Genomic DNA, 23,703 nt, shown 5'->3' with positions numbered 1-23,703 from the left:
TGACGAACGCTCTCTATATTTGATCGCTACTACTCGTCGAGCAAAGGGCGAAGATGCCTAGTGAGCCGACCCGCCTGGCCGGAATGCGGCCGATCACCGTGGGGCTCATCGAAAAGTGCCTGGCACGTCCCGGTGGGCAGAGTTGGGGCAGTCCGCTGGTGGTCGCGCTCGGCGCCCGCGGCACCGGGAAGACCGCGCTGCTGCGGGAAATCCTGGACCGCTGCGCGGACGTGCCGCACGCGCAGGTCGATTTCGAGAAAGAGGACTGGGCCAACATCGAGCCCAGGGAACTGCTCGGGCACCTCGCCTTCGAGCTGAGCAGGCATTGGCGCCAGTTCGGCCGGATCGCATTTCCCCGGTTGTGGCTGTGCATGCTCGTGGTCGGCTCGCCGGTGGAAATCGGCGACCGGCGCCTCGCGCTGCGGAAATTGCGCGAGGTGCTGGCGCAGAACCAGCCGCTGGAGCAGAACCGCGACGCCGTGGTGGACGTGGTCCGGCTGGCGGGCGGCATCGGCGGGCAGAGCACGCCGGGCTGGCCCGAGGCCACCGACCTGCTGCTGCGCGGCCTGGGCTGGTACGACCGCAGGCGCCTGCTCGGCAAGATCAAGAGCCTGCCCGCCAGTTCCGGCAGCCGCGAGGACTTCCTGATCGAGATCGCCCGCTGGGCCCAGGGCGACGAGGACGACCGCGCCGCCGCCGACGCCACCTTCTGCGACGCCTTCCTCGCCGACCTCCGCCGCGCCTACTCCGGGGTCAACCGCGCCCGCCGCACGCTGAACGCGGCCGTGCTGCTGGACAACACGCACACCCCCGGCGGGCAGGCGTTCCTCCGCGTGCTCGCCGAAGCCCGCCGCCGCGCCGGAACCGAGCACGACCCGCTCGCGGTGTTCGCCACCAGCCGTGGCTGGAACCCCGACTGGAACGAGAGCTGGCACCCGCCGACCGCCTCCGGGGTGGACGAGCCGGAGCGCCGCCGCCCGTCGACCGAGCGGACCAACGGGCTGTCGTGGCCGCGCCCGCGCACCGCGTCCGATGTGGACGATGACTGGGCCGGCCCCGCCGCGCTGGCGCACGGCCGCTGGTGGCCGTGGTACCTGATCGAACTCGGCACGCTGTCCCAGGACGACACCGTGGACCTCGCGGTGGTGCACGACATCCACCCGACCTCGCGGCTGCCCGGCTTCGTGCACCGGCTCACCGACGGGCACCCCGGCGCGACCACCGAGGTGCTCGACCTGATCGCGCGCACCTACGACCGGTCGAACCCGACCTCGCTGCGTTCGGTGTTCCAACTGGAGTTCCCGCGGTTGCGCGAGTACCTGCTTCAGGACTTCCCCGCGTCCAGCCGCGAGGACCTGATCACCGCGAGCGCCGCGCAGGACGTGGAAATCCTGTTCCACCGCGAAATCCTCTCGCTGCAGATGCCCGCGGGCGAAGGCGCGTTGTTCAAGACGCTGAGCGACAACCTCTGGCTCTGCGCGGAACCCGGCGAGGGACGCTACGCCCTGCACCCGCTGCTGCGGCGCGTGCTGCTGGGCGAACTGGCCGCGCGCGGGGACGACCACGACCTGAACTGGGACCGCGTGCACACCCTGTGCCGCGACTTCTACGAGCGCAACGGCCGGGCGGTCTCCGCGCGGTACCACGACCTGGCGCTGGGCAACGTCGCCGACGCGGTGGGCCACCTGCGCAAGCCGTTCGACGGGGAACTCGACGTGCGGCAGGCACAGGCGTGGCTGGCCGAACTGGACCAGATCACCGCCGCGCCGAACCGGCTGGACAAGACCGCCGAGCCGTACGACCAGGTGCAGGCGCACGCCGGGCAGTGGGCCGACGAACTGGACAGCACGCTCGCCTGGCTGCTCGTCTCGCTCTGGCTCGCCCGCGACCCGATCGGCGACCCCGGCGGCACGCTCGACAGCACCATCGAAAGCAGTTTCCACCACCTGGCCCAGGGCAGGGGCCGCGGCTCGATGCTCCTGCACGAACGCGCGGAGAGGTATCGATGAGCACGGGAACCGACCGGATCACCCCGCCGAAGCCCGCGTGGTGGAAGTGGCTGTGGGTGGGCGGCGCGGCACTGCTGGCCGCGGCGGTGGTGGTCGCGGTGACCGTGGTGGTCCCCGCGATCAACCTGGCTTCGCGCACCTGCGACGACGGCGTGGAGCAGCGCGGGGAACTCTCGGAGTGCACCGGGGTCACCGACGGGCGGTACGTGTTCGCCCCGGACCTGGCCGACGTGCAGGGCCGCATCCGGGCCGAGAACGACGCCGTGGCCGCGTCGGGCAAGCCGTACGTCAGCGTCGCGGTGTTCCTGCCGATGACGCTGGCGGAGGAGGACATCCTGTCGCCGGAGTGGGTCCGCCACCAGTTGCAGGGCGCCTACCTGGCCCAGTTCCGGGCCAACCGCGGGGCGTGGGGCGGCAGCGCGCCGATGATCCGGCTGCTGCTGGCCAACCCGGGCAGCAGGCTGGCCCAGTGGGAGCCGGTGGTCGCCGAACTGGAGCGGCGGATCGAGCCGGAGCACCTGGTCGCGGTGACCGGCATCGGGCTGAGCCTGGACGACGCCCGGCGCGCGATGACCCGGCTGGCCGAACTGCGGGTGCCGATCATCGGCTCGCACCTCGCGGCCGACGAACTGTCGCAGATCCCCGGGTTCCTGCGGGTTTCGCCGACCAGTTCGACCTACGCCAAGTCCGCGGCGAACTACATCAAGCCCACCGCGCGCACGGCGATGCTGGTGCGGGACAGCAACCCCGGCGACCTCTACCCGAAGACACTGGCCGACGCGTTCACCGCGCAGTTCACCGACGCCGAGCACAAGATCATCGGGCGGCCCGAGCCGTACGACTCGACCCTGCCCGGGGTGGAGAACACCTTCCTGCAGATGATGCCGAACCTGTGCGGCAACGACCCGGATGTCGTCTACTTCGCCGGCCGGGAGAACCACCTGACCGCGTTCATCGCGGAACTGGCCAACCGCCGGTGCCTCGACCAGCCGATCACCGTGCTGACCGGCGACCTCGCGCTGGTCGAAGCTCCCGACGCGGCGATGCGCCGGGGACTGGAGGCCAACGTGACCGTGCTGGCGCCGGGACTGGCGCACCCGCAGGCCTGGGCCACCACGCCGGAGCAGTTCAACGGCGGCTCGGTCGCCGGGTTCGAGGAGCCGGGCTGCACGGAGTGCTTCCGGGCCATGTTCCCCGACGACCGCCTCGACGACGGCGTCGCGATCCTGGCCCACGACGCGATGCTGAGCGCGGTGTGGGCGATCCGGCACTCGGTGGCGAACCCGGCGAGCAAGGTGACCGCGAAGGACGTGCTGCAGGTGCGGAACCGGCTGCACGGGGAGCTGGCCGTACCGGGCGCCAGCGGCGACATCTCCTTCGACGAACGGGGTGACCCGGTGAACAAGGCGGTGCCGATCCTGCGCGTCCGGGTGGACGACACCCCGGAATTCCTGGCACTGGCCGCCCCCGGCGAGTGACATTCGCGGTCCGGAAGCGGGTGGTCAAGTCGTCTGCTTGACTGCCTCCCGTGCCGTCCGTTCGTGCTGCCTCCGTCGAAGCGGAGTCGCTCGCGGTGGTCGGCCGGTTCGCCGGGCTGGCCCGGGGTGCCGGACTGCTGGTGATCAGCGTGTTCGGCGTGCTCGCCACCCCGGCGGGCGCGCTCCCGCTCGCCTTCGGGCTGCTCGCGCTGGCGCTGCTCACCGCCGCCGTCGAGGGGTACGCCTCGCGCACCGGCCGCGGCAGGCGGGCCGCCTTCGTGCTCGCGCTGGTTCGCGCGGCGGCGATCGGCGCGGCCCAGGTCGCGACCGCACCCGAGCCGGGTGAGCTGAACCAGTGGGCGCTCAACGTCCTCACCATCACCGCGATCACGCTGCAGTGGGAATGGCCGCCGCGCGTCACCGTGCCCGCGGTCGCCTGCCTGCTGGTGATCCAGCTCTTGCCGCTCGCCCCGGAGGACGGCGTCGGCGTGGTGCTGCGGGTGCTGATCGAGAGCGTCCTCGCGCGGCTCGCGTTCCTGTTGCTGCTGCGCTCGACCCGCCAGGTCGACCGCCTGCGTGAGCGGCGGGCCCGGCTCGAACGCGAGGAGTTCCTGGCCGTCGAACGGCGGCGGCAGGAGCGCGAGTACCTGGCCGTGCTGCACGACACCGCGTCCGCGACCTTCCTGATGGTCGCCCAACGCGGCGAGACCGCCGACCCGGCGAAGGTCGCCGAGTACGCCCGCCGCGACCTGCGCATCCTCACCGGCGAGACCGGCCACGACAGCATGGTCGAGCTGGAATCCTCCCTGCGCGGGGTGCTGGAGCAGAGCCCGCTGCGCGTCGACGCGCGGTGGTCGCCGGTGCCGTTGCTGCCCGCGTCCGTCGCGCTGGCGCTGGTGCGCTCGGTGCGCGAGGCACTGGTGAACGTCGAGCGGCACGCGGGTGTGGCCGAAGCCGTGCTGACCGTGGAAGACGGCGTCCGCGTGACCGTCCGTGACACCGGCCGCGGGTTCGACCCGGCCGAGGTGCGACCGCACCGGCGCGGCATCCGCGGTTCGCTCGTCGAGCGGATGGCCGCGGTGGGCGGCCGGGCCACGGTGACCTCCGCGCCGGGTGCGGGGACCACGGTGGAACTGGTGTGGCCCGATGACTGAGACCGAAGCCGGGCGGGTGCTCGCCGTGTGCCGGATCGCGCTGCTCGTGGTGGTCGCCGCGATCCAGCCGGTGCTCAGCCTGCCCGGCGTGCACGGGCCCGCCGCCTGGTCCGCGTTCGTCGCGCTGGCCGGGGTGACCGTGGTGGCCGCGTGCTGGGTGCTGCGCGGGTGCGCGGTGCCGCTGCCGGTGGCGCTGCCGGGTGCGGTCGTGGTGCTGGTGGCGTCGGCGGTGGCCACCTGGGTGGTGCCGCCGGACGAACTGTTCGGGGACCAGCACTGGTCCTTCGGCCTGGCGGGCTGGCACCTGCTGGTGTTGCTGCTGGACCGGCCCGCGTTCGCAGTCGGCGCGCTCGGGGTGCAGGTGGCGGTGAACCTGGCGCGCCTGGTCACCACCACGCCCGCCGACCGCGCCGAGATCGGCGGGGTGGCGATCGTGGTGCTCAGCGTGATCAGCTTCCAGCTGGCCACGCTCGCGCTGGTGCGCCTGGTCCACCGGCGGGCGCGGCAGGCCGCCGAAGCCGCCGCCGAGCGCGACCGGCTGGCCAACCGCAAGGCGCTCGCCGAGCAACTGGAAGCCGATCAGCGCCTCCGGTTCGCCGGTCAGCTCGGCGCCACGCTGCCGCTGCTGGCCGCGCTGGCCGACTCCACAGTGGACCCGCGGACCGAACAGACCCGGCAGCGGTGCGTACTGGCGGCGACCCAGCTGCGGCGGTTGTTCGCCGAGAACGACGACGTGCCCGACCCGCTGGTGCACGAGGTCTCGGCCTGCGTCGACTTCGCCGAGCGCCGGGGGCTGACCGTGGCGCTGGCGGTCAGCGGCGAGCCGACGCCGGTGCCGACCGCGGTCCGCCGGGAACTGACGTCCCCGCTGATGACCGCGCTGGTGGGCGCGCGGTCGCAGGCGCGGGTGAGCGTGCTGCGCGGCGGTGACGAAGTCCGGGTCGCGGTGATCACCGATGGTGAACCGGGCGAGCCGGGTGAGTCACCGCACGGCAGCCCTCGGGTGCGGGTCGAGTGCCACACACTGGGAGAGCGGCTGTGGATGGAGGCGAAATGGCGTTCGGAACCAACTTGACCGCGGTGGTGATCGACGACCACCCCGCCGTGCGAGCCGGGGTGGTGCACTGGCTGTCCTCGGGCAAACCGCCGATCCGGGTGGTCGCCGAGGGCGAGGACGTGCGCGTGGCGTGGATGGGTGACGGCGCGCTGGCGGACGTGGTGATCCTCGACCTGCACCTGAACAGCACCACCCCGGCCATGGGCGACCTGCGCCGGCTGACCGAGGCGGGCCGCCGGGTGGTGGTCTACTCGATGCGCGCCGACGACGACATCGCCTTGCAGTGCCTCGAACTCGGCGCGCTGTGCTACCTCACCAAGGCCGAGGGCGACCAGCACCTCGTCGAAGCCGTCCGCGCCGCCGCCGGTGACCGGGCGTACACACCGCCGTCCCTCGCCGGGGCATTGGCCGGTGACCGGTCGGACCGGCGCCCGGCGCTCTCGGCCAGGGAGACCGAGGTGCTCATCGAGTGGTTCCAGTCGGAGTCGAAGGAATTCGTCGCGCACCGGCTCGGCATCTCCCCGAACACGGTCAACTCGCACCTGGAGCGCATCCGGATCAAGTACGCGCAGATCGGCAGGGAGGCGCCGACCAAGGCGGCGCTGGTGGCCAGGGCGATCCAGGATGGGCTGATCGGCGTAAGCGATTTGTGATCGCTTGTGGTGTGAACGGGCCACACCGGATGGCCCCCCTGGCGATTACGGTGCGTGGCGAGAGCGCCGGAGCCGATTCGGCGGGGGAGCCGAGGAGATCCATGAAGCACGACCGCACCGCCCTGTTCGCCACCGGTTTGGCCGCGCTGCTGGTGCTGTCCGCCTGCGGTGGGGGGACCGAGCAGGCCGCCGTCCCGGCCCCGGCCCCCGCGCCCGCCGAATCCTCCGCCGCCGAGCCGCCGTCGCCCTCGTCGGCACCGAGCGCCGCCCCCGCGGGCTCGACCGGCTCCGCCGAGGTCACCGCGCCCGGCACCGAGTTGAAGGTCGGCGAGCGCGCGGTCGTCCCGTTCAAGTACGGCACGGACAAGACCGGCACCATCGCGGTCACCGTCACCTCGATCGACCTCGGCTCGAACGCCGACCTGGCGTCCTTCGGCGACAAGGCCAAGGGCATGACGCCGGTGTACATCCGGATGACCGTGGAGAACGTCGGCGGCACCGATCTCGCCTACAGCTCGGTGCGCCTGCGCGCGGTGGGCCCGGACGGGCGCGGCACCGGCGTGATCATCACCGGCGAGACCCCGCAGTGCGAGTCGGAGTCGGCGAAGAAGGACTTCACCACCGCGGGCGCGAAGTACGAGACCTGCGAACTGCAGGCCATCCGCGAGGGCGGCGAGATCGGCGGCGCGACCTACACCGACAGCGACGAGTACAAGGACGACCCGGTCACCTGGAAGAAGTAGGTCCGAGCGCGGCGGCCAGCCTCGCCGCGCCGGCGCGGTCGAAGAGTCCACTGTGGACATCGAGTTCGGTGTCCAGGTGGAACGCGCTGAGCGCCTTCGACGGCGGCTGGTCCAGCAGATCGAGCAAGGGCGGGACCACCGTGGTGGCGGGTTTCGCCCTTGCTTTCTGCTGTTCGATGAACGCGGCCGTGGCCGCGTCGTACTCCCCGGCGAACCCGGTCGCCGTGGTGCCGGGGTGGAACAGCACGTAGGCGATCCCGGGGTGCCGCTCGGCGAATTCGACGCCGAGGAAGTCGTTGAGCCGCCCGGCCTGGAACATCGCGCGCACGCCGTCGTAACCGCGTGCGCTCTGCAGGTCGTCCCAGTCGACCGGGGTGTCGTGCCCCGGCCCGGCCACGTTGATCACCACCGCGCGCCCGCTCTTTTCGAGTGGCCCGAGCAGCGCCTCCCCGAGCACCGCGCGGCTTCGGTAGAACAACGCGAAGTTGTGCTCCAGCCCTTCCGAGGTGACCACCCGGTTGGTCCGGAAATACCGTGCGCAGAACACGATCCCGTCGATCACCGGGTGCGCCTCCGCGATCTCCGCCGCTACGGCACGGGTGTTCGACATCAGGCCGAGGTCGGTCTCGTGGAAGGTGACCAGTCCGCCGCCCCCGCGGACGAGCCGAGCGCCCCGCTCCCGATTCCGCCCCAGCACCACCACCCGGTCACCTCTTCCGGCCAGCGCCCGGGCGAGCGCCGCTCCGATCCCGTCCGTGCCGCCGGTGATCACCACTGTCTTCGCCATGTGCCGACCTTACCACCGAGAACACTAGATTGAACCCGCCGGTTCAAGTACAGCGCGTGGGCAAGGTTGCGCATGAGTGCATGCGACGGTCGACTTGGCCCATGACCGCCACGGACGAACTGCTCGCCAACAACGCGCGCTACGCCGAGTCCTTCGAGGGGCCGCTGCCCCTGCCGCCCGCCAAGCAGGTGGCGGTGCATCCTCCACACCGACTGCGGCATGCTCACCTTCACCGACGACGAGTTCAAGAGCTCCATCCAAGCCGAGGTCGGCATCAAGCCGTCGTGGTCCGCGGAAGCCTTCGGGGACCTGGAAACCGATGTGCGCCAATCGATCGCGCGCATCAAGCACAGCCCCTTCATCCCGGTCAAGGACTCCGTGCGCGGCTTCGTGTTCGACGTCGCCACCGGCAAGCTCAACGAGGTTCCGGCGACGGGGTGACCTAGTTCCGGTCGCCGAAGCTCTGCTCGCACGGCCAGCCGTCGCGGTCGGCGTCCCAGTTCAGCGGATAACCCGCGTCCTGCCAGGCGTTGTACGCGGCGGTGTAGGAGTAGCCATTGGTGTGCATCCACTGGCACGCGGTCTGGTTGCGCGGCGGCTGCGGTTGCGGCGGCGCCTGCACGGCGGGAGGTGGTGCGGTCACCGTCACCGGCGGCTGCACCACGAGCGTCTGCGTCGGCACGGCGGGCACCGGTGTGGCCAGCGGCGCGAGCGTGACCGCTTTCCCCGGCATTCCGGCACAACCGCTCAGGAGGAACAACGCACCCGCGACCACGATTTTCTTCACCATGGGAAAAGGGTGCGCCCGCGCGGGAAATGCGGCTACGGCCCATCGGCCTTGCCCTTACCGGGTCTTTAGGCCCGGGTTTCAGCTCCAGCTCAGTGTCAGCAGCCACGGCAGCGCGACCAGCAGGCACAACAGTATCGCGTTGAGGCGCCAGTAGTGCACGACCAGCGCGATGAATTCACGGATGACCGCGCTCGGCAGAAAATACAACGCCGTCGGTGCACCGAGTACGCGCACCGGGAGGCGGAGGCGGCGCGCGGTCACCGCGGTCCGGAAAACGTGGTAATTGTTCGTCACCACCACGACCTCTTTGCGTGCCGGTCGTTTTCCGAGCACTTCCAGCCCGAGGCGCAGGTTCTCCTCGGTGGTGGTCGCTTCCTCTTCGAGCAGGATCCGGTCCTCGGGTATTCCGCGCTGCACGAGGTAGTCGCGCATGGCGGCGGCCTCGGTCTTGTCCTCTCCAGGACCCTGGCCACCGGAGACGACGATCAGCGGCGGCTGCCCGCTCTGCCGCCGGTACAACTGCCGTGCCCGGTTGAGGCGGCTGGCCAGCAGCGGCGGCACCTGCGTGCCGAGCAGTCCCGTCCCGAGCACGAGGATCGCGGTGATCCCGCGCCGGCGCACGATCCGCCCGTAGAGCACCGAATACCCGAGCAGGCAGGCGAACAGGAAGGTGACGTACGCGCAGGCGAGCAGGACCGAGCTGAGCGCGGCCACCGTCCACCGGCTGCCGCCGGGGCCGATCACCAGCGTCAGCACCACCACGGCGGCCAGTCCGGCACCGGCCAGCAGGGAGAGCACGTTGGCCGGGCGGTGACCCTCCCGCCGCCACATCACCACCCCGTTGCCGAGCAGGGCGACCGGTGTGAGCAGCGCCACCACCGCGATCGCGGGCAGCACCAGCGACTCGCCCACCCAGCCGGGCGAGAACACCAGCAGGGCCAGGCCGAACAGCGTGGCCGCCACACCCAGCCACACCGCGTTGCTCACCCGCCGCGGTTCCCGGAGGAAGCCCGAGACGAACACCGCCAGTGCCATGGCGGACAGCGATCCGTACAACGCGCCGATGACGCTCTCCAAAGCCGTGGGGACAGGGGGCGCCACAGCTTAAGGGCTGCACCATCGGGTGATTGTCGGTACGGTCGGGGTGACTCGGTTCAGACAGCAGCCGTCACCCACTCCGGTTGGACCAACCGCACCCGGGGGCGGCCCCTGGCGTCCTCGCGTGTCCCGTGAGGAGGCCGCGTGCCCTACCTGCCCGCCCGCGCCGGCATGACCGTGTCCACCACCGCCGAAGCGACCGTGGTCGCGGTCAGCGGTGAGATCGACGCGCTGATCGTCCAGCGCCTGCGCGATCAGCTCACCACCGAAATCCTGCTGCGCCCGCGTGCGGTCGTGGTGGACCTGACCACCGTCACCTTCTGCTCGTCGGAAGGCCTGTCCGCACTGGTGGGCGCCTGTGGTGACGCCCACGCCGCCGGCATCCCGTTCACCATCGCCACGCGGCAGCACGCCGTGCTCCGGCCGATCGAACTGCTCAGCCTGCACAAACTGCTGGTGGTGCGGCCCACCGTGGACGAGGCACTGGCGTGGGCCGCCCGCCCGCTCACCGCTTCAGGCTGAAGGTCCCCAGGGAGGCCGGGCCGCCGAACACCAGGTACAGGTCGCCCCGCCCCTGCGCGCCGGTCAGCGGCGCCGAGACGCTCACATAGGCATACCGGTCCCCGGTGCCGGGCACGGTCAGCGTGCCGAGCACCGGGCCGTCCGGCCGTCCGGTCCGCACGGTGATCGTCGTGGGGGCCTGCGCGGACACCAGCGCGCTGAGCTGCCGCGCGTGCAGGTCGGCGTCCCGGAAGGCGATCCAGCCACCACCGGCCGAGGTGACCGAGGTGCCGCGTTCCTTCGTCCGGTCGGTGAGCGTGATGCCCGCGTAGTCGTCGAAGTTCTCGGCCTCGGTCGTCTTGTGCAGGTCGCGCTGTGGAATGGCCTCGCCCCGGACGCGCAGCGTGCCGCGCAGCCTGATGTCCGCGCTGGACGCGCCCACGAGCACGTCGTGCGTCGCGGTCTCGACCACCCAGCGATCCCGTGTGACGTCCCAGTGCGCCAGGTCCGCGGCTCGCAGGGAGAGCGTCACGGTCTTGGCTTCGCCGGGCGCCAGGTGCACCCGCGCGAACGCCCGAAGCCGCAGTTTTGGCTGTGGATCACGTGAAGTCCGCTGGTGGGTGTAGAGCTGCACGACCTCGTCGCCCGCCCGCGTGCCGGTGTTCGTCACGACGACGTTCACGCCGATCTCGCCCTGCCCGGACATCGTCGGCGCGCTCAGCCGCAGGTTCCGGTAGTCGAACGAGGTGTAGGACAGCCCGAAGCCGAACGGGTACAGCGGATCGCCGCCGAAGTACTGGTAGGTGCGGCCCGCCTTGATGATGTCGTAGTCGAGCAGGTCGGGGAGGTCGGCCGCCGAGCGGTACCAGGTCTGGGTGAGCCTGCCCGCGGGGTTGACGTCGCCGTAGAGCACGTCGGCCACCGCGTGGCCGGTCTCCGCGCCCGCGTGCGTCGTCCAGACGACCGATCGTAGGTTTTGTTGTGCCCAGCCGATCGTGGTCGGGTAGCTGTTCTCCAGCACCAGCACGGTGTCCGGATTCGCCTGCCGCACCGCCTCGAGCACGGCCTGCTGCGCGGGCGCGAGGTCCAGGCTCTGCCGGTCGTCGTCCTCACGGCCACTGATGAACGGCATGCTGCCCGCGACCACCACGGCGATATCGGCTTCACTCGCCGCCGCGACGGCGCTCTGGATCCCGCTGCGCACGACCTCCTTGGTGAACACCGTGGCCTCGGCCGGGGACTTCGCGGTGATGGTCAGCCGCCCGTCAGCGCCGACGGCCACGTACTTCTGGTCGCCGAACCACGAGTCGTCCGTCTCGTTGCCCGCGTACTCGAGTACGTGCCCGCCGCCGTGGGCGACGAGCTTGAACTGCTGCTGCACGAACCAGCCGTTCGGCTGCGGGGCGTTGTTCACCAGCGTGCGGTCGGGGCCGAATGAGAGGAAATTGCCGTTCGACAGCGCGCGCAGCGTGACGATCCCTTCGCCCCAGTCGTAGACGTCGAACCGCGTGTCGTCACCGGTCGAAGCCGAGACGGTCAGCGGGGTGGCGGCCGCGGTCGCCGTGACGTACCCATCCGTCGTGCGCAACGCGATCCGGTCGACGCCTTCGGTGGTGGTCACCGCCGCGCCCGCCGCTTCGGTGATCCCGTCGAACGGCGTGATCCGGTAGGGCAGCGCGCCGGAGTACCAGTCGGTGTAGAGCGTGTCCGACAACTGGCCGATCACCGCCACCGTGCGGCCGCGGGGCAAAGGCAGCAATCCGTCGTTCTTCAGCAGCACGATCGCCCGCCCGGCGGTCTTCCGCGCCAGTGCCCGGTGTTCCGGGGTGTCCACCACTTCCTTGCCGAGGTGGCCGTACGGCCCGCCGCCCGGGTCGAACTCGCCGAGCCGCACGCGGATGCTGAGGATGCGCCGGACCGCGGTGTCCACATCGGACTCCGCGAGCAGGCCCTGTGCCAGCGCCGCGTGCACGGCCTCGATGGTCTTCGCCGAGTTGGTGTCGTCGACGGTGAAGCTGTCCAGCCCGGCCCGCAGCACGGCGGCGTCGGCTTCCGGCTGGGTGGCGTAGTAGGCCTGGCTGCCGGTCAGGTTGTTCGGCCCGCCGGCGTCGGTGACGTTGAAGAGCGTGCGGGTGGTCCAGGTGCGCACCACGTCGTTGTGGTCGAAGTGCGCGGTCATCGGCCTGCCGTTGACCAGGTTGTACGCCGACATCACCCCGGTGGCGGCGTCGGCGGCCAGCGCGGGCCGGAACGCGGACTCGTAGTACTCGCGCTTGACCCTGGGCCGCAGCACCGAGGAGGTGGTGTCGCGCCGGACCTCGTTGTTGTTGGCCAGGTAGTGCTTCAGCACCGGGGCGGCCCGCAGGTGGTCGGGGTCCTCGCCCTGGATGCCCCGGCCGTAGGCGGTGGAGATCGCGCCGGTGAGGTACGGGTCCTCGGAGTAGCCCTCTTCGTTGCGGCCCCAGCGCGGGTCGCGCAGGAGGTTGACCACCGGTGCCCACAACTGCAGGCCCCAGACACCGGGGTTCTCCGCGTGGAACCCGCGGGCTTCGGTGCCGACCGCGGTGCCGACCTGCTCGACCAGCGCCGGGTCCCAGGTGCTGGCCAGGCCGATGGCCTGCGGGAACACGGTCGCCGTCGCGGTCACCACCGCGCCGCCGGCGGACCTGTCGGTCGACCACGCCACCCCGTGCAGCGCCTCGGTGCCGGTTTTGAACGCCGCCACGCCCAGCCGGGGCACGGGCGCCTGGTACTGGTGCAGCAGCGCGACCTTCTCGTCGAGCGTGAGCCGCCCGAGCAGGTCGGCCACCCGTGCTTCGAGGCCGAGCGTGGGATCTCGGAACGGGAAGTCGGCGACCTGCGCGCGGGCCGTGCGCGGCAGGGTCGCGGCCAGCAGGGGTGCCGCGGCGGCGAGCGCCAGCACGCTGCGGCGGGGGATCTCGTTGGGGTTCTTCGGGTATTTCGGGGACTTCGGGTATTTCGAGGACACAGCCACCTCCGGACAACGCTATCGAAGCGATTCGACAATCATCGAGGACCTGTCGGGAATGCAGTGGTGCGCGGTGTCCGGGACTATGGCATCGGATGACCGATGGGGTCAACGCTGCTTGTGTTCTTCAGCGGACTGGCCTAATCTCACCCACCCAAGACATGCGTCGATGCGCTTCGACTCACGGGAGGCAGGTGGGATGATCACCATCGCCGATGTCGCCCGTGACGCCGGGGTCGCCCCGAGCACGGTTTCCTACGTGCTTTCGGGCAAGCGCTCGATTTCCCTGGAGACCCGCCGCCGCGTCGAAGCCAGCGTGCGCAAGCTGGGTTTCCACCCCCATGCCGGCGCCCGTGCGCTGGCCAGCAGCCGCACGCAGGTGCTGGCGCTGGTGGTCCCGTTGCGCACCGACATCCACGTCCCGGTGGTGATGCGGTTCGTCACCTCGGTGGTCACCTCGGCCCGCAAACACGATCACGACGTGCTGTTGCTGACCGCCGACGAGGGCCCCGACGGACTGCGCCGGGTCGCCGGTTCGGCCAGCGCCGACGCCATCCTGGTGATGGACGTCGAAGCCGACGAGCCACGCGTGCCGGTGCTGCAGTCGCTGCTGCGCCCGGTGGTGCTGATCGGCGTGCCGGACGACCCCGCCGACCTGTCCTGTGTGGACCTCGACTTCACCGCCGCGGCCGCGCGGTCGGTGCAGCACCTGGCCGATCTCGGGCACACCGACGTCGCGCTGATCGGACCGTCGCCGACGGTGTACGAGCGCGGCACCAGTTTCGCGGGCCGGTTCCTGCGCGGTTTCGCCGCCAGCGCGCAGGAACGCGGCCTGCGTGCCACCAACCACGCCTGCGCGCCCTCCTACGCGGCGGTGCGCGAGTGCGTGGCCAAGATCCTGGCCGGGCAGCCGGAACTGACCGGGCTGGTGGTGCACAACGAAGCCGTGCTCGGCGGGGTGCTCGCCGAGCTGGAACGGCACGGCAGGCGCGTGCCCGCCGACGTTTCCGTGGTGGCGATCTGCCCGGAGGACATGGCCGCCCAGTACTCGACCCCGCTGACCACCGTGGCGATCCCGTCCGACGACGTCGGGCGGATCGCCGTGGAGATGGCGATGCGCCAGCTCGAAGGCTCCGGCTCGGCCGAGGTCCGGCTGCTGTCGCCGAAACTGACCCAGGGAGGCAGTACCGCGCGCCGCCGCTGAAGCCGCGGGCGCCGGTGGATTCCGCACGCCGCATTTCGAAGCGCTTCGACAGTGCCAAGATTCGGAGGATCAGATGAGCAGTGCCGCTCTAGCTCGAAACCTCGTCATCACCGGTGTCACCGCGAGCGCCCTGGTGCTCGCCGGGTGCGGGCCGAGCGAATCCGGCCAGGCGGCGACCGAGATCACCGCCCTGGACTACTACGCCGACCAGCAGGGCAGCAAGGCCTGGCAACAGGTGCTGGACACCTGCGCGGCGGAGACCGGGATCAAGGTCAACCGGCAGACCGTGCCCACCGACCAGATGCTGCCGAAGATCCTCAAGGACGCCAGTTCGCGCACGCTGCCGGACCTGCTCTTCGCCGACAACCCCTCGCTGCAGCAGATCGCCAGCACGGGCGCGCTCACCCCGCTGACCGACTACGGCATTTCCACCGACGGCTACTACCCGGGCATCGTCAAGGCCGGGACCTACCAGGACAAGGTGTACGGGCTCGCGCCCGGCGTGAACGGCCTCGCCCTGATCTACAACAAGGACCTGTTGCAGCAGAGCGGGATCGAGCCCCCGCAGACCTGGGAGCAGCTGAAGGCCGCGGCCACCGCGCTGACCAAGGACGGCAAGTACGGCCTGGCCTTCTCCGCGCTGGCCACCGAGGAAGGCACCTGGCAGTTCCTCCCGTTCTTCTGGAGCAACGGCGCCGATCTGGCCAAACTGGACTCACCGCAGGCGGTCGAGGCGATGCGCTTCGTCAGCGACCTGGTCACCGCGGGCTCGGCCTCGAAGTCGGTGCTCAACTGGAACCAGAACGACGTGGCCGACCAGTTCGTCACCGGCAACGCGGCGATGATGGTCAACGGCTCGTGGAACCTGGCGCGGCTGGACGAGACGGCCGGGCTGAACTACGGCGTGGTGCCGATCCCGACCCCGCGGCCCGGTGTCGCCCCCGCGGTCGCGCTCGGCGGCGAGGTCGGCGCGATCCCGGCGACCGGTGCCGACCGCCAGCAGGCCGCGGCGAAGGTGCTCGGCTGCATCCTGAACGAGCCGAACATGGTCGCCTGGGACAAGGCGCACGCCTACGTCCCGTCCAAAGTGGAGGTCGCCAAGAAGTTCGGCCAGGAGAACCCCGCCATGCAGCCCTTCGTGACCGAAGTGGAGACGGCCCGTGCGCGGACCGCCGAACTCGGTGAGCGGTACTCGACGGTCTCGCAGGCACTCGGCGCGGCACTGCAGTCGGTGCTGGCCGGGCAGCAGTCGCCGGAGGACGCGCTGCGGGCGGCGCAGGAGCAGGCGGGCCGTCCGTGACCCTGGGCACCTCACGCCGGGCCGCCTGGGCGTTCCTGCTGCCCGCACTGGTCTACGTGCTGCTGTTCTTCGGGTATCCGCTGGTCAACAACATCGCGATGAGCCTGCGCGACTACTCGGTCCGCTCGTTCTACACCGGTGAAGCCCCGTTCGCCGGCCTGGACAACTACGCGGCCGTGCTCGGCGACCCGCTGTTCGGCACGGCCCTGCTCAACACCGCGCTGTTCACCCTCGGTTCGATCTTCTTCCAGTTCACCATCGGCCTGGCGCTCGCGGTGTTCTTCAGCGGCCGCTTCCCCGGCAGCGCCCTGCTGCGCTCGCTGCTGTTGCTGCCGTGGCTGCTGCCGCTGGTGGTCAGCGGCGCGGTGTGGCGGTGGATGCTGGACCAGGACCACGGCGTGATCAACGCGGCACTGCGCGCGGTCGGCCTCGCCGACGGGCCGACGCCGTGGCTGACCGACCCCGGCTGGGCGCTGCCCGCGGTGATCATCGTGAACATCTGGATCGGCATCCCGTTCAACCTGGTCATCCTGCACGGCGGGCTGCGGGCCATCCCGGCTTCGCTGTACGAGGCGGCGGCGCTGGACGGCGCGACCGCCTGGCAGCGGTTCCGGCACGTCACCTGGCCGCTGCTGCGCCCGGTCACCGCGGTGGTGCTGATGCTCGGGCTGGTCTACACGATCAAGGTGTTCGACGTGATCATGGTGGTCACCGGCGGTGGCCCGGCCAACGCCACGCAGACCCTGACCACCTGGGCCTACCAGCTGTCCTTCGACGGGGACTTCGCCTTCGGGCAGGGTGCCGCGGTCGGCAACCTGCTGGTGCTCATCGCCACCGCGTTCGGCCTGCTGTACCTGCGTTCGGCGCGCGCCGCCCTGCGGGAGGAACAGCGGTGACCCGGTACCTGCGCACCGCGTTCGGCGTCGCGGTGGTGATCGTGCTGCTGTTCCCGCTGTACTGGATGGTCAACGCTTCGCTGCAACCGGCGGGATCCCTGCTCAAGCCGTCGCCGGACTGGCTCCCGGTGAACGGCACGCTCGACGGCTACCGCAGCGCGCTGTCCACCCAGGGCGGTCACCTGCTGGCGAGCCTGGCGGTCGCGGCAGGCACCGTGGTGGTGTCGCTGATCGTCGCGATGCCGGCCGCGTACGCGCTGGCGCAACTGCGGTTCCGCGGCGTGCAGGCGTTCGTCTTCGCGCTGCTGATCGTGCAGATGGTCCCCGGACCGGTGATGGCGAACTCGCTGTACACGCTGTTCAGCGAGTTCTCCCTGATCGACAGCTACGCGGGACTGGTGCTGGCGGACTCCACCGCGACCATCCCGTTCGCCATCCTGGTGCTGCGGGCGTTCATGCTCTCCATCCCGCGCGAGTTGTCGGAAGCGGCCAGAGTGGACGGTGCCGGGTACTGGCGGGTGTTCCGCTCGATCATCGTGCCGGTCAGCCGCAACGCGATGGTCACCGCCGGGCTGTTCTCGTTCCTGTTCGCGTGGGCGGACTTCCTGTTCGCCGTCACGCTCACCACCGGCCGGGCGATCGAGCCGATCACGGTCGGCATCTACCGGTTCATCGGCAATCAGAGCGCGGACTGGAACGCGGTGCTGGCCACCGCGGTACTGGCCTCGATCCCGGCGGCGGTGCTGCTGGTCATCGCGCAGCGGTACGTGGTCGCCGGGGTCACCGGCGGCGCCCTCAAGGACTAGGAGTTTCCGAAGATGATCGAAGTGCGGGTCCGCCACGAGGTGATCCGGATCGAGCCGTGGGGCCCGGACAGCCTGCGCGTGCGCGTGGGCAGGCACGGCATCACCGAGGACCTGCCCGGTGCGCTCGTCGCGCCGAAACCGGCCGAGGTCGAGGAGTCGGAACACCGGGTGGTCAACGGTTCCCTGACCGCCACGGTGGAACTGGTCGGCACGGACACCGGCGTGGTCCCGGTGCTGTCGTTCACGCGCACGGACACCGGCGCGGAGCTGTTCTCCGAGCAGCGCGCGCACTTCTGGTGGCCCGGTCCGCGTCTGCGTGAGGAACGCGGTGGCGGCTACGCCCGCTTGGAACAGCGCTTCCACGCCTACGAGGGGGAGCGGTTCTTCGGCCTCGGGCAGCACACGCACGGGCGCCTGGACCAGAAGGGCATGGTGCTCGATCTGGTGCAGCGCAACGGAGAGGTGTCGATCCCGTTCGTGCTGTCGAGCCGCGGCTACGGTCTACTGTGGAATTCACCGGCGGTCGGCCGGGTCGAGCTGGCGGAGAACGGCACGCGCTGGGTCGCCGACTCCGCCCGGCAGATCGACTACTGGGTCACCGCCGGTTCACCGCTGCAGATCCTGTCCCGCTACGCCGACGCGACCGGGCACACGCCCATGCTGCCGGAGTGGGCGAGTGGGTTCTGGCAGTCGAAGCTGCGTTACCGCAGCCAGCAGGAGCTGCTCGAGGTGGCCAGGGAGCACAAGCGCCGCGGCCTCCCGATGTCGGTGCTGGTGGCGGACTTCTTCCACTGGACGCACCTGGGTGACTGGCGGTTCGACCCGGCCGAGTGGCCGGACCCCGACGCGATGATCGCCGAGCTGCACTCGCTCGGAATCCGGTTGATGGTGTCGATCTGGCCGTCGGTGAGCCCGCTGAGCTCGAACTACGCCGCGATGCGCGACCGGGGGCTGCTGGTGGGCACCGAGCACGGCCTCCCCGCGCACGCGCCCTGGCACGACAAGGGATTCGACGTCGAAATGCCGGTGACCTTCTACGACCCGACGAACCCGGAAGCGCGGGAGTTCGTCTGGGAGACGGTCAAGCGGAACTACTACGACCGGGGCGTGCGGGCGTTCTGGCTGGACGCCTGCGAACCCGAGCTGCAGCCGGGGCACCCGCACAACCTGAGCTTCCACAGTGGACCGGGCAGCGAGGTGGCGAACCTCTACCCGCTGGCGAGCGCGCAGACCTTCCACGAAGGCAGCCGCACCGCCGGTGCCGACGACGTGGTGCTGCTGTGCCGTTCGGCCTGGGCGGGCAGCCAGCGGTACGGCGCCGCGTTGTGGTCGGGCGACATCCCGGCGACGTGGGATTCGCTGCGGGCGCAGGTGCGGGCGGGCCTGAACGTGGCGCTCTCCGGAATCCCTTGGTGGACCACGGACATCGGCGGTTTCCACGGGGGTGATCCGGATTCGCCGGAGTACCGGGAGCTGATCGTGCGGTGGTTCCAGTACGGGGTGTTCTGCCCGTTGTTCCGGTTGCACGGGGTGCGGGACCCGCGGGGCGCGTTCGGGCCGGAGATGACCGGCGGGCCGAACGAGGTGTGGAGCTACGGGCCGGAGGCGGGGGAGCTGATCGCTTCGGCGTTGTGGTTGCGGGAGCGGATCCGGCCGTACCTGATGACGCAGATGCGGGCCGCGCACGAGCACGGCACGCCACCGATGCGCCCCCTGTTCACCGAATTCCCGGACGATCCCACCGCGTGGGAGGTCGACGACGAGTTCCTGCTCGGCCCGGACCTTTTGGTGGCGCCGATCCTGCACGCCGGCGCCACGTCCCGGCACGTCCACCTGCCTTCCGGTGCCCAGTGGACGGACGCGTGGACGGGCGAGGTGTCCGGCGGCGGCTTGGTCGAGGCACCCCTCGATCGCATCCCGTTGTTCCTGCGTGACGGAGCGAAGTTGCCGATCCCCGGGTGATCCACCGGCGTTCCGGGCACGTAGTAACCGGCATGGCGTGGCGAGTGGCGAACGCACTGGACAAACTGCTGGCACAACTGAACGCGCTGGCCCCGAACCGCAACCGGGCCAGCGACGGCTCGATCGGGGACACCTCGCACCAGAACCGCGACAGCGACCACAACCCGTGGTACGGGCCGGGCATCGTGACGGCGAGGGACTTCACCCACGACCCGGGTGGTGGTCTCGACTGCCACTGGCTGGCCGCGCGGCTGATCGAGGTCCGGGACTGGCGGATCAAGTACGTGATCTGGGACCGCCGGATCGCGGACTCGCGGACCAGCCCGTGGCAGTGGCGGCCCTACTACGGGGAGAACCCGCACACCAGCCACCTGCACCTGTCCGTCATGCCCAACCCGTCGTGCGACGACGTGACGCCGTGGGACCTCGGCGTCGCCGCCGCCCCGAAGTTCGACAACGAGGAGAACAGCGTGGAACTGACCCCGGGGACCTACGTGTCCAAAACCCTCGTCTGCCCCGCGGTCGCGGCCGACCTGGTGATCAGCCTGGGTTTCGTCTCGTTCACCGTGCACCACGTCAAGTTCTTCGGCCCCACCCCGGAAGCGGGCGCCGCCGAACTCGCCTCGTACGGCGAACAACGCGTCGACCCCGCGCGCCCCTACGTCATCCCCGCCCCCACCGGCGCCCTCACCACCGAAATCCTCTACTCCCTGGACCCAGCCCAACCCCAGCACACCGCCGTAGCCGCCTTCCGCCCCCACTAACCCCCCACCCCCGAACCCCCGAACCCAGCACCCGACCCCCACGTTCAAACACCCGAAACCCACGTTCAGACACCCGAAACCCGCACTCGTGCAGCCGAACCCCTCGCCCGGGCCACCCGAATCCTGCATTCGCGCGCCCGGGCCCGCCGAACCCCACACTCGGGCGCCTGAGTTCCACACTCGTGCACCCGAGTTCCACGTTCAGGCACCCGAGTTCTACATTCACGCAGCCGAGTCCCACACCCGTGCGCCCGAGTCCTGCATTCGCGCGCCCGAACTCCACACTCCAGCAGTCGAACCCACGCTCAGGCACCTGAGTCCCACGCTCAGGCACCTGAGTCCCACGTTCAGGCATCTGAGTTCCACGTTCAGGAAGCCGAGTTCCACACTCGAGCAGCCGAGACCCACGCCCGTGCAGCCGAGTCCCACATTCGCGAGCGCGGGTCCCACGCTCGCGCCAGCTCCTACTTGCGGGTGAGCACCACCAGCGGAATCTCGCGGTCGGTCTTCGTCCGATACGACCGATAGGTGGGAAAAATGTCCGCCATCAGCTCCCACAGCCGGTCCCATTCCGCGCCCTCTGCGGGCCGGGCGACGGCGGTGAATTCATCCGCGCCCACTTGCACCCTGACCTCCGGCTCGGCGATCAGGTTCAGGTACCAGGCGGGATGCTTCGCCGCCCCGCCGTTGGAGGCGACCACGACATACCGGCCGTCGTCCTCGCCGTAGTAGAGGGCGGTGCGCCGCGACTGGCCGCTCTTGCGCCCGCGGGTGGTCAGCAGCAGGGCGGGCACCCCGTGGAAGACGCCGCCCTGCTCACCGCCGGTCTCGACGTAGCGCTGGACGTGCTGGGCCACCCATTCGGTGGGACTGTCCGTCGGTTCGGCCATGCGCTCACCCTAGCTGCGGCCCCCGACAGCCATGGGGTAAGTTCGACCAGCGATCCGCGGGGGCTCCATCGCGCCCGCAGGCTCGCGGGGGCCGGTAGCTCAGTTGGTCAGAGCAGGGGACTCATAATCCCTTGGCCGCGGGTTCGAGCCCCGCCCGGCCCACCCTGAATCTGGCCACTGACCTGCTAGTTCAGTGCTAATCGCGATTAACTTGCCGCTGGTGGTCGGGCGCTGTGGGCTCCGTGGGGGCTCCGTTCTCACTGGCGTGCTGGATGGCCGATCGAGGGCTTGCCCTGCCGTCCGAAGGCCGCATCTCTCGCGTAGCGGCTCTATCCGTGATCGTGGCATGGCCGCTTCATGGCGCATGGGAGCCTCGCCCAAAGGATTCGACATAGTTCCTGCTCCGTGTTGCCTGTCAAAGCGTGCTACGACGGAACGGCCACTCAATGCGTCTGACGTAGTCAGTGTTGTGGGCTATTTGTAAAGATATATATATATGCAAATCATCAAATTATGCTGAAGACGGTGTGGTCGATGTCGGTTGTGGTGATCAGTTGGGCGCGCCGATTCAAGCGCACTTCTGCAACTCCAGCGAACGGCCGCCGCCGCGCAGGTTCACTGTGCCGACTGCCTGGATGCCAAGGAACGTGCAGACGATCTGCTGGACGGCCAGGGTGCTGAGCTGCGAGACGTCGCTCGAGATGCTCACGTCGAGGCCGTCGGCGACGCGGTGCACGGTGGCGGGCGCGGCGTCGAAGGGGACCTCGGTGGTGAGGCCGCGGCTCTGCTCGGCGCTGGTGGGGCCCTGGGCGAGCAGCGCGATGACCTCGAAGCCGTTCAGGCTGCCCAGCGGCTGGCTGATGGGGACGAGCCTGCCCTCGGAGACCCAGTAGAGCGACGGCGAGGTGTTCTCGACGGGGCCGCTGGGAGCTTCGAGACCCGGGATCGGATCGCTCGGGCGAATACCGCACCCGGTGAGCACCAGAACGAGCAACGCCCAGGTCCAACGCTTCACGGCGCACCACCCAGCGGCATCCGCAGCGTGAACAGCCCCCCGCCGCCGGGGCGGTTCGTCGCCGTCAACGTGCCTCCGTGCAGCCGGGCGTTCTCCCACGCGATCGCGAGCCCGAGCCCGCTGCCCTCCGACCGCTTCCGAGCTGAATCGGCCTTGTAGAACCGCGCGAACACGTGCGGCAGCACCTCCGCGGGCAGTCCGGGCCCGGCGTCGGCGACCTCGATCACCAGGAATGAGTCCTCGACCGACAGCACCAGGGACACCGGCGGAGCACCGTGCCGCAGGGCGTTCCCGACCAGGTTCGCCACGACCACGTCCAGGCGCCGCGGATCCAGCTGCGCCCGCACCCCGTCGGGCAACGTCGCCGAGATCTCGAAGCCGCGCATGCGCAGGCAGGTCCGCACCGCCTCGGCGACGTCGACGTCGTCCAACGCCAAGGCCGCCGTTCCCGAGTCGAACCGGGTGACCTCGATCAGGTCGTTCACCAGCCGCGTCAGGTTCTGCGTCTCCCGGTTCACCAGCCGCGCCGCCTGCCCGGCCACGCCCGGCAGCGAAGCGGTCTCCGCGTCCAGCACGTCGGTCACAGCGGTCATCGCGGCCAAAGGTGTCCGCAGTTCGTGCGAGACGTCCGCGACGAACCGCCGCGCGTCCGCTTCCATCCGCAGCAGCTCGCCGACGTGACGTTCCAACGAAGAAGCGGTGCTGTTGAAGGTCGACGCGACGGACGCCAGCTCGTCCCGCCCGCGCACCGGTACCCGAGCGGAAAGCTCGCCCTGGCCGAGCTTCCAGGCCGCGAGATGCAGCTCCCGGACGGGCCTCAGCACGCCGCGTGCGGCGAGCAAAGCCAGCCCCAGCGCCAGGACCAGCACGCCACCGCCGATCAGCCACGCGTTGCGCGCCAGTTCGTCGACGAACGCGATCTCCGACGTGAACGGCCGCAGCACGTAGACCTCGATGCCCGACGGGCCGCCTCCGGTCACCCGCAACTGCATGCCGATGACAAGCGACACCGTGCCCGCGTACGACACGCGTTGCCAGCCGGCACGTCCCGACGAGACCAGGGACCGCAACTCGGGCGTGATCACGGAGGGGTCCATGCCTCCCGCGGAAACCCCGTTGCCGTAAGCCAGAGCCTCCCCTTCACGGCCGGAGACCCCTCCTGCGACATTTTCCAGGGTGGCGGTGTCCACCGGTCGCGCAGGCAGCGGGTAGAGCTGCTCGACGCGGTTCGTGGTCTCGATGACCACGTTGTCCTGGGCGCGCTGCACGATGGCGTCCCGCGCCCGCACGTACCCCGCGCCCGACGCGGCCGCCGCGGTCAGGACGGTCAGGAAGGCGAACGCGAGCAGCAGCCGCAGGCGGAGCGTCACAGCGGCCCGAAGCGGTAACCGAAGCCCCGCGCGGTCTGGACGTACACGGGCGCGGCCGGGTCGCGCTCGATCTTCGAACGCAGCCGCTGCACGCAGGCGTCGACCAGCCGGGAGTCGCCGAGGTAGTCCTGGCCCCACACGGACTCCAGCAGTTGCTGCCGCGACATCACGCGGCCGGGCGACGACGAAAGCTCCAGCAGCAATCGTAGTTCCGTCGGCGCCAGCGATGCCCGTTGT

20 protein-coding genes, 1 tRNA gene and 2 pseudogenes are annotated in these 23,703 nt (G+C 70.4%); 15 read left to right on the top strand and 8 right to left on the bottom strand.

All coding sequences use genetic code 11. The features are described 5' to 3' along the window. The first annotated feature begins 53 nt into the window (after nt 1-53). The 6 genes from L3Q67_RS44565 (at nt 54) to L3Q67_RS44540 (ending at nt 7,094) form a co-directional block, all read left to right on the top strand. A complete protein-coding gene (locus L3Q67_RS44565; protein WP_499187406.1) occupies nt 54-2,009 on the top strand; it encodes a hypothetical protein in 1,956 nt (651 codons plus the stop codon). Then, nucleotides 2,006-3,487: an ABC transporter substrate-binding protein gene (locus tag L3Q67_RS44560; RefSeq protein ID WP_499187405.1), complete on the top strand. Its 1,482-nt coding sequence runs from the start codon at nt 2,006-2,008 to the stop codon at nt 3,485-3,487. Before L3Q67_RS44565 ends, L3Q67_RS44560 begins: the two co-directional genes overlap by 4 nt. A gap of 50 nt (nt 3,488-3,537) precedes the next feature. Continuing rightward, a complete protein-coding gene (locus L3Q67_RS44555; protein WP_499187404.1) occupies nt 3,538-4,641 on the top strand; it encodes a sensor histidine kinase in 1,104 nt (367 codons plus the stop codon). Beyond that, on the top strand, nt 4,634-5,716 hold the full coding sequence (locus L3Q67_RS44550; RefSeq protein ID WP_499187403.1) for a histidine kinase: 1,083 nt from the start codon (nt 4,634-4,636) through the stop codon (nt 5,714-5,716). The genes L3Q67_RS44555 and L3Q67_RS44550 overlap by 8 nt, the downstream gene beginning before the upstream one ends. Further along, nucleotides 5,695-6,351 carry a response regulator transcription factor gene (locus L3Q67_RS44545; RefSeq protein WP_499187402.1) on the top strand — a complete coding sequence of 219 codons (657 nt, stop codon included), beginning with the start codon at nt 5,695-5,697 and terminating at the stop codon, nt 6,349-6,351. Before L3Q67_RS44550 ends, L3Q67_RS44545 begins: the two co-directional genes overlap by 22 nt. A 101-nt stretch (nt 6,352-6,452) precedes the next feature. Next, the gene (locus tag L3Q67_RS44540; RefSeq protein WP_499187401.1) at nt 6,453-7,094 is read left to right on the top strand and encodes a hypothetical protein; all 642 of its coding nucleotides are present in this window, start codon (nt 6,453-6,455) and stop codon (nt 7,092-7,094) included. On the opposite strand, the gene L3Q67_RS44535 is transcribed toward L3Q67_RS44540, so the two are convergent. Next, nucleotides 7,078-7,881 carry a Rossmann-fold NAD(P)-binding domain-containing protein gene (locus L3Q67_RS44535; protein WP_499187400.1) on the bottom strand — a complete coding sequence of 268 codons (804 nt, stop codon included), beginning with the start codon at nt 7,879-7,881 and terminating at the stop codon, nt 7,078-7,080. The two genes, L3Q67_RS44540 and L3Q67_RS44535, sit on opposite strands and share 17 nt — an antisense overlap. Nucleotides 7,882-7,982: 101 nt before the next feature. On the opposite strand from L3Q67_RS44535, the pseudogene L3Q67_RS44530 reads away from it, so the two are divergent. Next, a pseudogene (locus L3Q67_RS44530) lies at nt 7,983-8,322 on the top strand (carbonic anhydrase). 1 nt (nt 8,323) lies between these two features. Here the strand turns inward: L3Q67_RS44530 and L3Q67_RS44525 are convergent. Continuing rightward, a complete protein-coding gene (locus L3Q67_RS44525; protein WP_499187399.1) occupies nt 8,324-8,671 on the bottom strand; it encodes a hypothetical protein in 348 nt (115 codons plus the stop codon). Between the two features lie 78 nt (nt 8,672-8,749). Further along, nucleotides 8,750-9,772 carry a YdcF family protein gene (locus tag L3Q67_RS44520; protein WP_499187398.1) on the bottom strand — a complete coding sequence of 341 codons (1,023 nt, stop codon included), beginning with the start codon at nt 9,770-9,772 and terminating at the stop codon, nt 8,750-8,752. Nucleotides 9,773-9,913: 141 nt separating this feature from the next. Between L3Q67_RS44520 and L3Q67_RS44515 the strand changes: the two genes are divergently transcribed. Then, the gene (locus L3Q67_RS44515; protein WP_499187397.1) at nt 9,914-10,291 is read left to right on the top strand and encodes an STAS domain-containing protein; all 378 of its coding nucleotides are present in this window, start codon (nt 9,914-9,916) and stop codon (nt 10,289-10,291) included. Here the strand turns inward: L3Q67_RS44515 and L3Q67_RS44510 are convergent. Continuing rightward, the gene (locus L3Q67_RS44510; RefSeq protein ID WP_499187396.1) at nt 10,275-13,259 is read right to left on the bottom strand and encodes a glycoside hydrolase family 3 protein; all 2,985 of its coding nucleotides are present in this window, start codon (nt 13,257-13,259) and stop codon (nt 10,275-10,277) included. The genes L3Q67_RS44515 and L3Q67_RS44510 overlap by 17 nt on opposite strands. Nucleotides 13,260-13,458: 199 nt before the next feature. Between L3Q67_RS44510 and L3Q67_RS44505 the strand changes: the two genes are divergently transcribed. From L3Q67_RS44505 to L3Q67_RS44480, 6 genes are all read left to right on the top strand, one after another. After that, complete coding sequence (locus L3Q67_RS44505; RefSeq protein ID WP_499187395.1) at nt 13,459-14,463, top strand: LacI family DNA-binding transcriptional regulator; 1,005 nt, start codon at nt 13,459-13,461, stop codon at nt 14,461-14,463. Between the two features lie 73 nt (nt 14,464-14,536). Beyond that, a complete protein-coding gene (locus tag L3Q67_RS44500) occupies nt 14,537-15,763 on the top strand; it encodes a sugar ABC transporter substrate-binding protein (protein ID WP_499187394.1) in 1,227 nt (408 codons plus the stop codon). Further along, a complete protein-coding gene (locus L3Q67_RS44495) occupies nt 15,760-16,659 on the top strand; it encodes a carbohydrate ABC transporter permease (RefSeq protein WP_499187393.1) in 900 nt (299 codons plus the stop codon). The genes L3Q67_RS44500 and L3Q67_RS44495 overlap by 4 nt, the downstream gene beginning before the upstream one ends. Beyond that, the gene (locus tag L3Q67_RS44490) at nt 16,656-17,465 is read left to right on the top strand and encodes a carbohydrate ABC transporter permease (RefSeq protein WP_308158757.1); all 810 of its coding nucleotides are present in this window, start codon (nt 16,656-16,658) and stop codon (nt 17,463-17,465) included. Before L3Q67_RS44495 ends, L3Q67_RS44490 begins: the two co-directional genes overlap by 4 nt. Nucleotides 17,466-17,477: 12 nt before the next feature. Then, nucleotides 17,478-19,427 carry a glycoside hydrolase family 31 protein gene (locus L3Q67_RS44485; protein ID WP_499187392.1) on the top strand — a complete coding sequence of 650 codons (1,950 nt, stop codon included), beginning with the start codon at nt 17,478-17,480 and terminating at the stop codon, nt 19,425-19,427. 32 nt (nt 19,428-19,459) lie between these two features. Continuing rightward, complete coding sequence (locus L3Q67_RS44480; RefSeq protein ID WP_499187391.1) at nt 19,460-20,191, top strand: hypothetical protein; 732 nt, start codon at nt 19,460-19,462, stop codon at nt 20,189-20,191. A gap of 464 nt (nt 20,192-20,655) precedes the next feature. On the opposite strand, the gene L3Q67_RS44475 is transcribed toward L3Q67_RS44480, so the two are convergent. After that, a complete protein-coding gene (locus L3Q67_RS44475; RefSeq protein ID WP_499187390.1) occupies nt 20,656-21,081 on the bottom strand; it encodes a nitroreductase family deazaflavin-dependent oxidoreductase in 426 nt (141 codons plus the stop codon). An 88-nt stretch (nt 21,082-21,169) separates the two neighbouring features. Here L3Q67_RS44475 and L3Q67_RS44470 point away from each other — a divergent pair. Beyond that, nucleotides 21,170-21,243, top strand: a tRNA-Ile gene (locus tag L3Q67_RS44470). 406 nt (nt 21,244-21,649) lie between these two features. Here the strand turns inward: L3Q67_RS44470 and L3Q67_RS44465 are convergent. The 3 genes and pseudogenes from L3Q67_RS44465 to L3Q67_RS44455 form a co-directional block, all read right to left on the bottom strand. Continuing rightward, entirely contained in the window at nt 21,650-22,096 is a 447-nt protein-coding gene (locus L3Q67_RS44465) for a GerMN domain-containing protein (protein WP_499187389.1), read from the bottom strand. Continuing rightward, a complete protein-coding gene (locus tag L3Q67_RS44460) occupies nt 22,093-23,466 on the bottom strand; it encodes a sensor histidine kinase family protein (RefSeq protein WP_499187388.1) in 1,374 nt (457 codons plus the stop codon). The genes L3Q67_RS44465 and L3Q67_RS44460 overlap by 4 nt, the downstream gene beginning before the upstream one ends. After that, a pseudogene (locus tag L3Q67_RS44455) lies at nt 23,463-23,693 on the bottom strand (winged helix-turn-helix domain-containing protein); the annotation flags it as partial. The gene L3Q67_RS44460 and the pseudogene L3Q67_RS44455, both read right to left, overlap by 4 nt. Nucleotides 23,694-23,703 lie beyond the last annotated feature (10 nt).

It is taken from the genome of Saccharothrix sp. AJ9571 (genome assembly GCF_021725495.1).
GTDB lineage: Bacteria > Actinomycetota > Actinomycetes > Mycobacteriales > Pseudonocardiaceae > Amycolatopsis > Amycolatopsis magusensis.
The sequence above is the reverse complement of the archived record's forward strand: the minus strand, read 5'-3'. Positions and strand labels throughout refer to the sequence as shown.

Coding starts and splice junctions, on each gene's coding strand:
- L3Q67_RS44535 (WP_499187400.1), bottom strand. CDS start 7,881: ATGGCGAAGACAGTGGTGATCACCGGCGGCACGGACGGGATCGGAGCG.
- L3Q67_RS44505 (WP_499187395.1), top strand. CDS start 13,459: ATGATCACCATCGCCGATGTCGCCCGTGACGCCGGGGTCGCCCCGAGC.
- L3Q67_RS44545 (WP_499187402.1), top strand. CDS start 5,695: ATGGCGTTCGGAACCAACTTGACCGCGGTGGTGATCGACGACCACCCC.
- L3Q67_RS44550 (WP_499187403.1), top strand. CDS start 4,634: ATGACTGAGACCGAAGCCGGGCGGGTGCTCGCCGTGTGCCGGATCGCG.
- L3Q67_RS44540 (WP_499187401.1), top strand. CDS start 6,453: ATGAAGCACGACCGCACCGCCCTGTTCGCCACCGGTTTGGCCGCGCTG.
- L3Q67_RS44525 (WP_499187399.1), bottom strand. CDS start 8,671: ATGGTGAAGAAAATCGTGGTCGCGGGTGCGTTGTTCCTCCTGAGCGGT.
- L3Q67_RS44500 (WP_499187394.1), top strand. CDS start 14,537: ATGAGCAGTGCCGCTCTAGCTCGAAACCTCGTCATCACCGGTGTCACC.
- L3Q67_RS44485 (WP_499187392.1), top strand. CDS start 17,478: ATGATCGAAGTGCGGGTCCGCCACGAGGTGATCCGGATCGAGCCGTGG.
- L3Q67_RS44475 (WP_499187390.1), bottom strand. CDS start 21,081: ATGGCCGAACCGACGGACAGTCCCACCGAATGGGTGGCCCAGCACGTC.
- L3Q67_RS44480 (WP_499187391.1), top strand. CDS start 19,460: ATGGCGTGGCGAGTGGCGAACGCACTGGACAAACTGCTGGCACAACTG.
- L3Q67_RS44560 (WP_499187405.1), top strand. CDS start 2,006: ATGAGCACGGGAACCGACCGGATCACCCCGCCGAAGCCCGCGTGGTGG.
- L3Q67_RS44565 (WP_499187406.1), top strand. CDS start 54: ATGCCTAGTGAGCCGACCCGCCTGGCCGGAATGCGGCCGATCACCGTG.